Source organism: Streptomyces sp. NBC_00207, assembly GCF_045160965.1.
GTDB lineage: Bacteria > Actinomycetota > Actinomycetes > Streptomycetales > Streptomycetaceae > Streptomyces.
In genome coordinates this window covers 1729854-1742849 of sequence record NZ_CP130715.1, presented here as the reverse complement: position 1 = coordinate 1742849, position 12996 = coordinate 1729854, and the positions used below count along the sequence as shown (strand labels likewise).

Here is a 12996-nt window from a genome sequence, read left to right as displayed (position 1 = left end):
GCTGGTACTGACCCGTCGCAGCCGTGGACGTCGCCGATGAGGGCCTCCAAGGTCGCCTTCAAGGGAGCAGAAATCTCAGTCGATCTGTCCCTGAGTGATGACCTGAATTTCGCTGGTCTCCTCGTTGCGCACCCGGTATACGGCATGGGGGCCCTCGTCGCGGACTTCCTCCATCCGCCCCTTCTGGGGATTCGGCCGCCCGGCGTGATAGGTGAAAGCCGGCCCGTCCGGTTCACGCGTGGGGATACTCCTGGTCCCTCTGGTCGCGCGCATGTTCTTCCGGGGTCTGCCAGGAGTCCTCGCGGCGCTGTGCGGCAGGGTTCTGCGCGGCCGGAGGTGCCTCCCGGCGCCGACGCCTACTCCCGTACCAAAATGCACCGATCAGGAGGACGACAAGGAACACTCCGGCGAACATGAGGAAGAGTGAGGCCTGGCCCTCGGCCGCGAGTGTTTCGATAGCAGTCATGCGCGGCCCCTACCCGCGATTCACGGACATACCAGACGCCGAACAAGTTTATATCGAAGGGTGTGCTTTCCCTGCGTCCCCGAGCGGACGGCGTAGACGTGTCGCCCGTCCTGGCCAATCCCTTGTTTCGAACGAGCGATCCGAGGGCGGGCTGGGTACACGCACCTGGGGTGGCCGGCCGCGTCGCTCGGTGCTGCGAAGTCTGGAGGCTGTGGTGGACGGGATCGTGCTGCTCAAGGAAGACCACAAGACGGTCGAGAAGCTGTTCAAGCAGTTCGAGAAGGCCGGCGAAGATGCCCACGCAGAGAAGCGGAAGATCGCCGACCAGGTGATCGACGAGCTGACCACGCACACCTGGATCGAGGAGAAGATCTTCTACCCGGCTGTCCGGGAGGCGGCGCCCGACACCAAGGACCACGTCCTGGAGAGCATCGAGGAGCACCACGTCGTGCTGTGGATGCTGTCCGAGCTGAAGGACCTGGACGCGGCCGATGAGCGGTTCGACGCCAAGATGAGCGTGCTGATGGAGAACGTCCGTCACCACGTCGAGGAGGAGGAGAAGGAGTGGTTCCCCGACGTCCGCAAGGCCATGGGGCGTAACCGCCTCACCGAACTCGGTGAACGGATGGAGGCGGCGAAGAAGAAGGCTCCTGGCGAGCCCCTTGCCGTCCCGAGCGCCTAGCACTGAAGGGGTTCTGCCCTTCGACCGCCCCGCCCCGCACCGCCCGCCCGCCCGCCCGCAGGCTTGCGGGTGGGCGGCGAGGGCCGGGTCAACTTGCCGGATAGGGGGCCGCCTTGAGGCACCGGGCGAGGTGGGCGGTGTTGGCCGCCAAACTGGCCGTGGTGGCGGCGGTCTTCTCCGGGGTCTTGTCGAGGTCCTGGTAGTCGGTGCCCTGCATGGCTTCGCCGACCCAGTAGGTGACGGCGTTCGGGGCGAGGGAGAACCCGACGTCGTTGAGGCCCTGGAAGAGTTCGGCGCTGACGTGGTGGGCGCCGTCCTCGTTGCCGACGACGCAGACCGCGGCGGCCTTGCCGTAGGTGAGCATACGGCCCTCGTCGTCGGTCTCGGAGATCTCCGCGTTCAACCGCTCCAGGACCTGCTGGGCGATGCTGGACGGGTGGCCGAGCCAGATGGGCGTCGCCAGGACGAGGATGTCGCAGCCCAGGATCGTGTCCCGGATTTCCGGCCAGGCGTCCCCGTCGCCCATATCCGTTTTCACGCCGGGCTTCACGTCGTGGTCCGCGATCCGGATGGTCTTTCCGGTGACGCCGTGCCCGGCAAGGGCTGCCATCGTCTGATCGGCCAGCAACTGAGAGCTGGACGGGGCGGGGGAGGGCGAGAGGGTGCAGACGAGCGCGACAGCCCGGAGCGGGGTGTGAGTGTTGAGGTCCATGATGTCCGGCTACCCCCACATCCCGCTTCGATGTCCCGGGCGACCCGCTTCACGCGGGTTGGTCGATTCAGCTCACCGCTGCGGTGTGCAAGCTCAACGCCTGAGCGCCCGTTCCAACTGCTGCTTGTTCATGTGGGAGCGGCCTTCGATGCCCTGCGCCTTCGCTTCTTGGCGCAGTTCCTGCAGTGTGTGGCGGGAGGATCCGCCCGCGCTGCGGCTGCTGCCGTTGGGGTGGAGGACGACCTTGGTCCAGCCGTCGTCGCGGTTGTCGAAGTGCTCGTACGCCGATGAGGCCTCGTCGAGGCCGAGTTCGTGGGAGATGAGGAAGCTGGGCTCGGCCTTGCCGCCGGCGATGAGGTCGCGCAGAGCCCGGTTGTAGCGCTTCACCGGCGCCTGGCCGGTCCCGATCCGCTGCCCCTTGAACCAGAGCATGCCGAAGTCCAGCGGTACCTTTCCCTGGGCTTCGAGCTCGCCCTGGGCCTCGGCGCCTCCCGGGTCCTCGGGCAGGAAGACGCCGACCACGCCGATGCCACCGGTGAACCGGACGGAGTCGATGAGCCCGTTCATGGTCAGGGTCGCGCCTTCCTTGCCCTGGGGGTCGTGCGCCTGGTAACCGACGCATTCGCAGCCGTTGTCCGCGCCCAGGCCGAGGGTGGCTTCCTTGACGACCTCGGCCGGGTCCTGGTCCGCGGTGTTGATGGCGATGGCGCCGATCTCCTCGGCCAGCCGGAGCCGATCGGGCTGGTGGTCGGCGACCCATACGCGGCCGGCGCCCTTGAGGATCCCGCGGGGCGACGCCCGGCTGCCGATGGCCGGCGTCTCTCCTGCCGCGTCTACCCCGCCCCCGCTCGTACACCACGTGGGGCCGTGCCGAATCGAGGATCCTCACGTACTGGCGACGCTCTGCCAGCCCGACCGGATATCGGCCAGGAGGCGGCCGGCATCCGTGAGGAGCGTGCCCTGCACGGCGTGTACGGCCGGGGAAGCGCCTGGAGATGTCCGTTCCTGCCGCTGCACCCGCTCCAGCTCCGTGGCTGCTTCCTCGATCTGCGCGTCGAGCAGGTCCGGATCGGTCGGGGACGCCTGGCCGATCTCCTCCATCGCGGTGGCCGCGGAGCGCAGGACGCCTCCGAAGCGGGTTCGGAAGGCGGCCGGCAGCCCCCCGAGCTCCCCGCTGTCGAGGGCGTAGTCCAGGGTCCGGGTCATGGAGCGCAGGTGGTCCATGCCGCGGTCGGCAACGGTGATCGCTTCCCTGGCGCGGGGGAGGGCCTTACCGGCGCCGCCGCCGGCGCTCCGGCGGGGGTTCATGCGGTCATTTTCGATCTCGGTGTCGATGGCGTGGCGAATGCGCTCGCACTCGGCGGACAGCCCCTGCCAGTCGCGTCGCCATTGCCGCAGGTGGTCCCGGTCAGGATCGCTTGCTTCGAGGGTGTCGGCGAGGTCCTTGAGGCGCTGGGCCATGGTGGTGTAGAGGTCGGTGACGGCTTGCTGCCGATGGTGGGTGTGGCGGGCGGGAGCGAGAACGAGATGGGCGGCGAGGCCGCAGAGCGCGCCGGTACCCACGGCTGCGACCAGGTGGCCGATGTAGTCGATCTGGCCCTGCCCGGAGGAGAACGCGAAGAAGCCGACGATGGCGACCTGAGTGCCCTGCTGCCCCAGACGCCGGACTTTGCCGACGCAGAGGGCGATCAGGGTGAGGATGCCGAACGTCCACCCGTGGATGCCCGCCGACGCCGCCAGGGATGCGGCGAGAGTGGCTCCCGCCGCCATGGCCAGGACGTACTGGAGGCAATCGCGCACCGAGCGGTACACGGTGGCCTGTAGCGCCACCAGCGCGGTGAACGGCGCGAACGTCGAAACTGACGGCGGAAGCAGGTAGCGCGCCAGGACCCACGCCGCCATCGCCGCGATCACGGTCTTGGCACCGAGCAGTAGCTCGTCACGCTCGGCCCCGGCTCCTCGCGCCGCGCGACGCAGATAGTCGGCCCGCTCCGTGACCGCCGGCCAGATCCTTCGCGCCGCGTCCACCCGTTTGGGCAAGATCGACCACCTCCGATCCGCGCCTGCCCCGCCGATTGCGCTCGACTCCCAGATCGACGTGACAACGCGCCTTCAGGGAGTCGCGATGCGAGGCTCGGGCTCTTTGGCGTCCTGGGCGATCTCGGCCCGCTCCTCTGCGATCTCCCGGGTGAGGAAGAAGTTCAGGAGGGTCCGGATCGCGGCGATTGCCGCCAACTGCCCGATCTCCGTAAAGCCGGGGGCGACCGCGGTGCGCAGCACATCCCCCGCGAGCTGGAACTCCAGCCCGAGAACGAGGAAGCGCCCCAGGCTCAACCGGATCTTGTTGAACTCACCGATGAGCGATCGGCCGCGGAGCCCGGTCGAGGCGAACCGGGCGAACGCCCACACCGCACCGGCGAAGATGATCAGTGCCCCGGCGGTCTCGATCGCACGGACGAGCCATCCGATCACCTCCTGGAGTCCGGCTTCGGACAGTAGTTCCTTTGACGGCGTCATTTGGCTCGTCTACCCCGCGCACAGCCGTTGCACGGGACATCGGGACCGCGGTCACGGCCCCACCCGCACCTTCTGGCCGGAGGCCTCCACGGGGGCGAACGCACAGGGCGACGGCATGGTCGAGGGGAGGCCGGGCAGGTGCGGGGCATCTGACCGTTCGATCCACAGGCGGCGACATGCGAAGCGTAGGCGTGGAAGAAGAACTGCTGCTCGTGGACGCGCACAGTGGCGCCCCGCTCGCTGTGTCGGGGGCCGTGCTGGCGGCCGCGGAGCGCTCGGCCTGGCAGAGCCCCGGCACGAACGGTCGACGGGACCACGAGTTCGAGAAGGAACTGCAGAAGGAGCAGCTGGAGTTCGCCACGAAACCCGTCACCGAGATGGGCGAGCTCCAGGAGGAGATCGTCCGCATCCGCCGCGAGGCAGCCCACCACGCGGCGAGTGCCGGCGCCGTGGTGGCGGCGGTCGCGACATCTCCGCTGCCCGTCAAGCCGTCGTTGAACGTCGGGCGACGCTACCGGTGGATGGGCGAGCAGTTCGGACTGACCGCGCAGGAGCAGCTGACCTGCGGATGCCACGTCCACGTGTCGGTCGCGTCGGACGAGGAGGGCGTCGCCGTCCTGGACCGCATCAGGCCCTGGCTGGCTGTGCTGACGGCGATGAGCGCGAACTCGCCCTTCTGGCAGGGCGAGGACAGCGGGTACGGAAGCTACCGCAGCCGGGTGTGGAACCGGTGGCCGTCCGCCGGCCCGGTGGACATCTTCGGCTCCGCCGACCGCTACCACGAGCAGGTCCGCGCGATGCTCGACACCGGAGTGCTGCGCGACGAGGGCATGATCTACTTTGACGCACGGCTGTCGGCCACCTACCCCACCGTCGAGGTACGGGTCGCCGACGTCTGCCTGGACGCCTCGACGCCGGTCCTCCTCGCAGCCCTCATCCGCGGTCTGGTCGAGACGGCGGCCCGCGCCTGGCAGGAGGGGCGGCCTGCGGCCAGGATCGGTACGAGTCTGCTGCGACTGGCATCCTGGCGGGCCGGCCGGTCCGGCCTGGACGGGCCTCTGTTGCACCCTGAAACCATGCGGGAGACGTCTGCCGAAGACGCAGTCGATGCCTTGTACCAGCACGTGCGCGAGGCGTTGAAGGAGCGGGGCGACGACGAGCGGGTCCGGGAAGGCATCGCGCACCTGCACGAACGGGGGAACGGCGCCCGCACGCAGCGCCGGCTGCAGGCCGACGGGCGCGAACTCGCATCCGTCGTCACTCGGTGTGCGGAGATGACGATCAAGCCGTGAGGCGCTGCGGCGGCTCGGGCAGGACCCCCTGCCGTGGCCGATGTGATGTGAGGGGAACTGGGCAGACGCGGCATACCGATATGAATGTGACGAGCGATGAACGGAGTGCGGGATGACCAAGTCCAGGAAGCACGACCAGGCGCCTAACCCTCCCTCGCAGGCTCCCGGCGAGAGCGGCGACACGGAGGCCCGTGAGGAAGCGGAGGAAGCGGTGCTTCCCGACACGCACCAAGGCGAAGCCGGCGACGCATCGTCTCCGGGCAGCGATGCGCAGCGTTGGGCCGCCGAGAATGCAAAGACGGCAAGCCGGGATACCTGACCGAGGGCTGTACTTCGGGCGGGCCGGCGCGGGCTGCGCGAACGGCCCGGGAGTCACCCGGCGCTGCGCGTTCCGGGCGGATCCTGCGGGTCGACGCCGGTGGAGGCGGATGCGTCCTTGGTGCCGCTCGGGCGTTGCGAGCGGCCCTTGGGGCCGGTGTCGTGCATGCCGTCCTCGTCGCTGCCCGCCTTGCTCCGGTCCTCGCCGCGACTGCTCATGCTCTTCGTGGGTCTGCCGTGCGGGTTTCCGGCTTCCTCCTTGGAGACCTTGCGGCCCGGGCCCTTGGCGGGGGCGTACTGCTCCGGGTGGAAGGAGCGATGGGCGCTCGGATTGTCCTGCTGTCGGGTCTCGTCGACGTCGGGAGACCATCCGTGCTGCTCGGTCCCCTTGTGCGGGCTCGGGCCTTCGCCGTGCCGGGGTTGGGATGACTTCGGCTGCTTAGCCATGATGTGACCTGCCTGGCTTCCGGATAGGGGAAATCCCCTCCCTCCGCGCTGTGCGGAGACCCCGAGTTGGATGCGCTCCAGCCGCGGGGCGCCGGCCATGGGTGCCTGCGTCCTGTGCTGCCCCATCAAGCGTAGGCGCATCCGGCGGCCGCCGTATGGGGGCCGACGGCCTGCGGGCCCGCCCGACCCCCGGCCCGGCCGATCACCTCAGGCGGAGTTCGAAGCCGCTTCGGGGGAGCGTGGGCATGCGGGACAGGGGAATTCCGAGGTCCTGGTCGGGGACTTCGTAGTCGAGCCGCGCCAGTTCCGTAGCGATGACCGCGAGCGCGGTGACGGTGATGTCCTCCCCCGGGCAGCGGTGGCCGCGCGCCGGGTCCCCGCCGCCTTGGGGGACGAGGATGTCCAGCGGGTCCTGCGGCCCCTCAGGGCTGGCAAACCGGCGCGGGTCGAACCGGTACGGATCTTCCCACAGGGCCGGATCGTGGTTCTGGCCGTACAGGTCGAGCAGTACCAGGGCGTCCTTGGGAACGTGTTCCCCGTGCCAGGTCAGGTCCTGCGCAGCGAGGCCCGCTACGAAGGGGGCGAAGGGGTAGAAGCGTCGTACCTCGTGGGCGAACGCCTCGGCGTACGAGCCTCCGGTGTCGGCACGCAAGAGGTCGCGGTGCTGGGGCCACCGGTTCAGCGCGTGGGCGGCGAAGGTGGCGAACCAGGCGATGGCGACCGTGGGCCGGATGATGTTCAGCAGTTCGACCGCGGCGGTACGGGGGTTCAGGAAGGTTCCGTCCAGGTCGCGGTGCCAGGCCACCGCCTCCAGTGCCGAACCCTTGGAGTCCGCCTCCGGGGTCGTACGCACATCGGTGATCAGGCCGGCGAGGGCGTCTTCCTGGCGGCGCCGTGCCCGGCGGGCGCGCAGGTGGCGGGGGCCGGGGGTGGCGAAACCGTCGACCATCGACGTGCAGTCGTGGGCCAGGTCGGCGGCCGCAGCGTCGGAGAGTGGGACGCCCGCCCAGTCGCGCACGGCAAGTGCGAGGACCTTGGCGGCCTCGTCGAAGAGCACCACGCGGTCCTGCTGCCGGTCGGCCATCGCTTCGTGCCACCGCCGGGTGACGCACTCGCCCAGCGTGGTGACTCCGGCGCCGTCCTTAAGGAGGGCGATGAACATCGCCTTGCGCACCCGGTGGGCGTCTCCGTCGAGGGTGTGGACGGCACCCTGACCGAAGAGGGTGTCCAGGACCGGGTCGGGCAGGGCCGCGGTGCGTACGACGTGCTTCTCGTCGTAGAAGAAGGCGACCGCGTCCGGGCCGCGAAGGGCGATCGCGGGCCGGCCCATCAGGCGGGTCCGGACGGTGCCGTCAAGGCTGCGGCGCATCCGGTTGGGCAGCCACGCGTAACCGTGCAGCAGGAGGGCGAGCGTGCTGTCGTTCCACGGGACAGCATTGGCTTTCTTGGAGGAAGGCATGGAGCGCGCGTACCCGGCATGGCCCGGGGCACGCGTGCGACAGCCCGGTGTCACTCGTGCGTGGCCGTACGTAGCCGTATGCGTCACACGCGTTGGGCGCGGTGGAGGAGGGCGTGCAGGCCGTGGGGTCGCAGGGCGGCCCGGGCGGCGTTCGCGCCCGGTGCGCCGTGGACGCCGCCGCCGGGGTGGGCGGCCGCGGAGGCGAGGTAGAGGCCCTTGACGGGGGTTTCGGGCCGGCCGGTGCCGGGGGTGGGGCGGAAGATCGCCTGCTGGTGCAGAGCGGTGGTGCCGTTGTTGATGGCGCCGTTGCAGAGGTTCTCGTCCATGGCCTGCAGCGTGGTGGGGGCGAGGATCCGGCGGGCGCCGATGAGCCCGCGGAAGCCGGGTGCGAAGCGTTCCACCTGTGCTTCGACGCGGTCGGCCATGGCTTCCTGTTCGCGGGCGTCCCAGCGGCCGGTGATGCGGTCAGGGCCGGCGTCGGAGGTGATGCGCTGCGGGAGGTGCGTGTAGGCCCACGCCGATTCCGTGCCGGCCGGTGAGCGGGTCGGGTCCGCGGTGGTCATCTGGCCGAACAGGGTGAACGGCTCGTCGGGGACCAGTCCCATGGCGATCTGGGCGGCGAAGCGGGTCAGGCCGTCGACGCCGTCGGCCACGTGGACCGTCCCCGCTCCCGCGGCCTGTGGCGCGGTCCACGGCACCGGGCCGGTCAGTGCCCAGTCGACCTTGAACGTCGCGAAGTCCCACTGGAAGCGTTCCAGGTCCCGCAGGAGGCGGGGCGGGAGGTGTTCCTCGCCCACGAGGTCCTGGTACAGGGCCGGTGCCGACGTGTCGGCCAGTACGGCCCGCCGCGCGCTGACGGTCTCCCCGGCCGTGGTCCGGACCCCGACCGCGGTGCCCCCGCGTACGACGACGGACGCGACGCGCTCCCCGCAACGCAGGACACCTCCCTTGCTCCGCAGGCGGCTCACGAGCGCTGCGGTCAGGGCGCCGGCTCCGCCGACGGGGACGGGGAAGCCGTGGCTCTGTCCGAGCATCGACATGAGCCAGCCGAAACCGCCGCTGCCCGCAGCCTCGGGGGCCAGGTCGGCGTGCAGGGCATTGCCGGCCAGCAGGAGCCGGCCCCCGTCACCGGTGAACTGCTCCTCGCCCAGACGGCGCACCGGCAGGGCCAGCTTCCTGGCCATCCGCAGCCCTCCGGCGGCGCGGAGCCGCGCGGCCAGCCGGAGCCCGGAGCGGATCGGAGGGAAGGGCGTGAACAGGGCCTGCACGAGGTCCGGCCCCACCTGGGCCCAGGTCCGGTACAAGTCCTCCCAGGCGTCGGCGTCGGCGGCGGCGAAGCCGGCCAGGCCGGCACACGTGTCCTGCACCCGGCGCTCCAGCACCGCGCACCGCCCGTCCAGCAGCGGGTGGGCCACTACGGAGGGAGCGTGGCTCCATCGCAACCCCTCGGCGGCGAGGTCGAGCCGGGCGAGGACCGGGGAGGCGGCTGCGAGCGGATAGAAGGCGCTGAAGACGTCCGAGACGTAGTCCGGGTGCACCCCACGGTCACTGCGTACGGCTCCTCCGGGCTCCTCCTGCGCCTCCAGGACCTCCACGCTCCACCCGGCGTCGGCCAGCAGGTTCGCAGCCACCAACCCGTTGGGGCCCGCGCCGATCACCACCGCGTCAGGCACGGAGCACCCCGCCGGGCTGCTGCTCCACGACCCTGGCCAGGCGGGCGAGCATGCCCCGGTGCCGCAGTTGCAGGGCCGTTTCGACGACGGAGTTGTGCAGGGAGCCTCCCAGGCCGCGCAGGGGGTGCTCGTCGCAGACGACGAGAGTTTCCTCGCCCCACGGCCTGAGCTGGAGGAAGATCCGCGCGGTGCCGAGCGACTTGAACGACGCCTCCAGCTCCAGTTCCTTGCCGAGTTCCCTGTGACGTACCGTCGTCACTCCTTCGGTCGACCAGGGGCCGAGCCGCACGGTGTAGCGGAGCCGAGATCCGACCTCTGGCCAGAGCTGATCGAGCGGTGTGGACTCGGACGGGCCCACCACCCACTCCCCGTACAGGGTCGGGTCGGCGAGCACGGCCCACACACTTCGAGGTGGGCGCCGGATGAGCTGATGACGGACGGCCACGGGAACTCCTCCTGCTACCGGAACGGCATGGACGGGGATGCGGCGCGCGAGAATTACCCGAGCCGGGGGAGGGTGGAGCGGCCGGCCCCCGGGGGTGCGTCACATGGTCAGTGGCCGAGGGCGTTCTTGAGCTGCTGCTTGGTCATCGTGGAGCGGCCCTCGATGCCGCGCTTCTTCGCCTCCTGGTAGAGGTCGTCCTTGGTGCGCTCGGAAGAGCTGCCGCCGCCACGGGACTTCTCGCCGCCGCGTTGAGAGGCGGACTTGCCCTGGGTGGAACTGCGGCTCGCGGTTTTGCTCTCCCCCGATTGGGCGCGTTCCTTGTTCACCGTGCGGGAGGCCATCTCCTTCGCGCGGCCCTCCGACATGCCGCGCTTCTCGCCCGACTCCTTGATGTGTTCATACTGACGCTCGCGCTTGGGGCTGGAACCTCGAGGCATGACGGAACCCTTCATCGACGGTGTGATGTCACGGTCATGGTGCGCGTACCCCGATTACGCCGCATCTCACGCAATTCGGTCCCACGGGCATGTGTGGGCGCGTTACTCCGTGATCTCTGCCAGGCTCGCAATGTGCCCGCAGGGCAGTGGGTCGCGGCAGGCGGGTTCCGTTGCACCGCCGTATCGGAGGGAGACCTTGTGCAGACATTCCTTCCGTTTCTGTCGTTCGACGCCTCGGCGGCCGTGCTGGCCGCACGAAGGCTGGGCAAGCAGCGGGTAGAGGCCGTTCAGGTGTTTCGTGGCCTGGTCGTTCCGGGTTACGGATGGCGCAGGCACCCGGCGGTGCGGATGTGGGCGGGGTGCGAGGAGGCACTCGTCCGGTACGGGCTGGAGATCTGCGAGGTGTGGACCGCGGAGGGGCGCGCCGATACCTGTGCCCTCACGTTGGTCCGCGACTTCGGGGAGTGGCAGCCGGGGGGCGCGCCACGGACGCAGGAGCAGTTGGCCGCCGATGGGGACCTGCCGCCGTGGCTGGGCGCACCGGACTTCCATCGAAGCCATCAGTCCGCGCTGGTGCGCAAGGACCCGGCCTTCTACCGGGAGCACTTCCCGGGGGTGCCGGACGACCTGCCGTACGTATGGCCCCGGTCCGACCGGGATACGGACGGCGTGCCGTGAGGGCCGGGCCCTGCGGGGAGGGGGGCGGGCCCGGCAAGGGAGCACCCACGCCCTCGTACGGGTAGTGGGGTACGGCACGACGCACCGCGGCCCGGGCATCAGAGGCCCGCCGCCGCCTTCTCCCGCTGGCGGGCCCAGGCCCGGGCGGTGAAGCCGGCGTCACTGAGGACGTCGGCGGCCGTGCAGGCCAGGGCTCCGGCGGCCGCCAGCATCACCTCGCGCCCGCGTTCCGAGGCGGCGGCGCGCGCGAAGGCGGGGGTGTGGTCCGAGGCCTCGTCGCCGACGATGGCGACGAACGGATGGATGGCGGGGACGCGGCTGCTGACGTCGCCGATGTCGGACGATCCAAGGAAAACCCCGCCGACGGGCTGGGTGAGTCGGATGCCCGAGCGTGCGAGGTGCAGGCCGAACCGGTCCGAGAGGACGTCGTTGTTCCGGAAGTGGGCGTAGCCCTTGCCCAGGCGGGTCACCGCCACCGTGGTGCCGGTCGCGGCCGCCACCCCTTCCGCCCACGCGTCGATGTCGGCCACCAGCGCATCGAGGGCGGTGCTCGTGGCCGCGCGCAGGCCGAACAGCCCTTCGGCGAAGGCCGGCACGATGTTGGTCGCGCTGCCTCCGTCGGTGACGATCCCCTGGACGTGTGAGCCGGACGGCAACCGCCTGCCCATCACGGCGGCCGTGTTGAACAGCTGGATGAGGGCGGCCAGGGCATCGATCCCCCGGGTGGGGTCGCCCGTCGTGTGCGCTGCCCGGCCGTGAAAGCCCACGCGCACCTGCGTCTGCGCGGTGAGCGGCGCCCATGACCAGTCGTGCACGCCGGGATGAAACATCAGCGCCGCGTCCACACCGTCGAACACGCCCGCTTCTGCCAGAGCGACCTTGCCCCCGCCCCGCTCCTCCGCCGGCGTCCCCACGGCGAGCACCGTGCCCTCGACCCCGTCTTCCAGGACGCTGTGCAACGCCAGTGCGGCCCCCAGTCCGGCCGCGGCGATCAGGTTGTGTCCGCATGCGTGTCCCAGGTCCGGCAGCGCGTCGTACTCCAACAGCAGTGCCACGCACCGCCTCCGCCCGCTTCCCGCGCGGGCCACGAAAGCCGTGTCGAGTCCGGCCGTCCCCGGCTCAACGGCGAACCCCGCCTGCCGGAGTTCGTCCGTGAGCAGCCGGGCCGCGCGGTGCTCCTCGTAGTCGAGCTCGGGATCCGCGTGCAGGGCGCGGCTGACGGCCCACAGATCGTCCGCCCGGCGGCCGCACTCCCGTCGCAGTCGCCCGTACAGCTCGTCGGATGGATCGCCCGCGTCGCCCATGTCGTCTCCTCGTAGCCTCGTCCCGCTTCTGTCCGGAGGCCGGCCGATTACGCGCGCCCGCGCCGCGCTCTCGATCCCTCGGCCTGCGGGTGACTGCTCAGCAGGCGCATCCTGGAACCAGGGAACCGGACGTCAGGGCTGCGGATGGGCGGAGACACCACGTGGGCATGCGGAAGGACAGCCGGCCCCTGCGGGGCCGCACCGTGGTGGTGACCGGAGCGGCGCGCGGGCTGGGCGCGGCTTTAGGACGTCTGGATCTGCCCTTGGGAGAACGGGCACATCCAGGCCATGGGGACGGACGCGGCCGGGCCGTGTGCCGTGCGTCCTACATCAACCCGCGCGTGATCGAACTCTTCGAGGACGGAGTTACGATCCGGCCCGCACTCGACGCCCTCGGCGCGAGCGTCGGGGACCCCGCGACGCGCGGCGCCGTGGAAGAGGCAGTACGCCGCCTCCTCATCCGGGGCCGCCCGTGAGCAGACCGGAACGGCATCCCGCTCACCCTTCGGCCCCCGAATCGGCGCGCGCCGATGGACTCTCAACCCGGTCTGGTTCGAGGGATTTCC

The 12996-nt window shown here is 70.6% G+C and carries 16 protein-coding genes and 1 pseudogene; 6 read left to right on the top strand and 11 right to left on the bottom strand.

What is annotated here, in order from left to right:
- Window positions 1-232: 232 nt before the first annotated feature.
- Window positions 233-466, bottom strand: coding sequence for a DUF6479 family protein (locus OG472_RS08570; protein ID WP_405828772.1), 234 nt, complete (start codon window positions 464-466; stop codon window positions 233-235).
- Window positions 467-680: 214 nt separating this feature from the next.
- Between OG472_RS08570 and OG472_RS08565 the strand changes: the two genes are divergently transcribed.
- Window positions 681-1148, top strand: coding sequence for a hemerythrin domain-containing protein (locus tag OG472_RS08565; protein ID WP_401604219.1), 468 nt, complete (start codon window positions 681-683; stop codon window positions 1146-1148).
- 88 nt (window positions 1149-1236) lie between these two features.
- Here OG472_RS08565 and OG472_RS08560 read toward each other — a convergent pair whose 3' ends face one another.
- The 4 genes and pseudogenes from OG472_RS08560 to OG472_RS08545 form a co-directional block, all read right to left on the bottom strand.
- Window positions 1237-1860, bottom strand: a complete 624-nt coding sequence (locus OG472_RS08560) for a flavodoxin family protein (RefSeq protein ID WP_401604217.1) — start codon at window positions 1858-1860, stop codon at window positions 1237-1239.
- Between the two features lie 93 nt (window positions 1861-1953).
- Window positions 1954-2643 (bottom strand): annotated as a pseudogene (locus OG472_RS08555) (zinc-binding dehydrogenase); the annotation flags it as partial.
- 102 nt (window positions 2644-2745) lie between these two features.
- Window positions 2746-3900, bottom strand: a complete 1155-nt coding sequence (locus OG472_RS08550) for an FUSC family protein (protein WP_405828771.1) — start codon at window positions 3898-3900, stop codon at window positions 2746-2748.
- 72 nt (window positions 3901-3972) lie between these two features.
- Complete coding sequence (locus OG472_RS08545) at window positions 3973-4377, bottom strand: DUF1622 domain-containing protein (RefSeq protein WP_405828770.1); 405 nt, start codon at window positions 4375-4377, stop codon at window positions 3973-3975.
- A 176-nt stretch (window positions 4378-4553) separates the two neighbouring features.
- On the opposite strand from OG472_RS08545, the gene OG472_RS08540 reads away from it, so the two are divergent.
- Complete coding sequence (locus OG472_RS08540; protein WP_405828768.1) at window positions 4554-5669, top strand: glutamate--cysteine ligase; 1116 nt, start codon at window positions 4554-4556, stop codon at window positions 5667-5669.
- 112 nt (window positions 5670-5781) lie between these two features.
- Window positions 5782-5988, top strand: a complete 207-nt coding sequence (locus OG472_RS08535) for a hypothetical protein (RefSeq protein ID WP_405828766.1) — start codon at window positions 5782-5784, stop codon at window positions 5986-5988.
- 53 nt (window positions 5989-6041) lie between these two features.
- Here OG472_RS08535 and OG472_RS08530 read toward each other — a convergent pair whose 3' ends face one another.
- The 5 genes from OG472_RS08530 to OG472_RS08510 form a co-directional block, all read right to left on the bottom strand.
- Window positions 6042-6434 (bottom strand): hypothetical protein, encoded by a 393-nt coding sequence (locus OG472_RS08530; protein ID WP_401604207.1) that lies wholly within the window; start codon window positions 6432-6434, stop codon window positions 6042-6044.
- A gap of 202 nt (window positions 6435-6636) precedes the next feature.
- A complete protein-coding gene (locus OG472_RS08525; RefSeq protein ID WP_405828764.1) occupies window positions 6637-7893 on the bottom strand; it encodes a cytochrome P450 in 1257 nt (418 codons plus the stop codon).
- 83 nt (window positions 7894-7976) lie between these two features.
- Entirely contained in the window at window positions 7977-9566 is a 1590-nt protein-coding gene (locus tag OG472_RS08520) for a phytoene desaturase family protein (RefSeq protein ID WP_405941241.1), read from the bottom strand.
- Window positions 9559-10011 (bottom strand): SRPBCC family protein, encoded by a 453-nt coding sequence (locus OG472_RS08515; RefSeq protein ID WP_401604198.1) that lies wholly within the window; start codon window positions 10009-10011, stop codon window positions 9559-9561. The genes OG472_RS08520 and OG472_RS08515 overlap by 8 nt, the downstream gene beginning before the upstream one ends.
- Window positions 10012-10118: 107 nt before the next feature.
- Entirely contained in the window at window positions 10119-10448 is a 330-nt protein-coding gene (locus OG472_RS08510) for a plasmid stabilization protein (protein WP_052876892.1), read from the bottom strand.
- 198 nt (window positions 10449-10646) lie between these two features.
- Here OG472_RS08510 and OG472_RS08505 point away from each other — a divergent pair, with 198 nt between their 5' ends.
- The gene (locus tag OG472_RS08505; RefSeq protein WP_405828760.1) at window positions 10647-11126 is read left to right on the top strand and encodes an MSMEG_6728 family protein; all 480 of its coding nucleotides are present in this window, start codon (window positions 10647-10649) and stop codon (window positions 11124-11126) included.
- A gap of 98 nt (window positions 11127-11224) precedes the next feature.
- Here the strand turns inward: OG472_RS08505 and OG472_RS08500 are convergent, their stop codons facing one another.
- A complete protein-coding gene (locus OG472_RS08500; protein ID WP_405941240.1) occupies window positions 11225-12430 on the bottom strand; it encodes an amidohydrolase in 1206 nt (401 codons plus the stop codon).
- Between the two features lie 255 nt (window positions 12431-12685).
- Here OG472_RS08500 and OG472_RS08495 point away from each other — a divergent pair, with 255 nt between their 5' ends.
- Both OG472_RS08495 and OG472_RS08490 read left to right on the top strand, forming a co-directional pair.
- Entirely contained in the window at window positions 12686-12775 is a 90-nt protein-coding gene (locus OG472_RS08495; protein ID WP_405834811.1) for a hypothetical protein, read from the top strand.
- Complete coding sequence (locus OG472_RS08490; protein WP_405828758.1) at window positions 12772-12906, top strand: hypothetical protein; 135 nt, start codon at window positions 12772-12774, stop codon at window positions 12904-12906. Before OG472_RS08495 ends, OG472_RS08490 begins: the two co-directional genes overlap by 4 nt.
- Window positions 12907-12996: the final 90 nt, after the last annotated feature.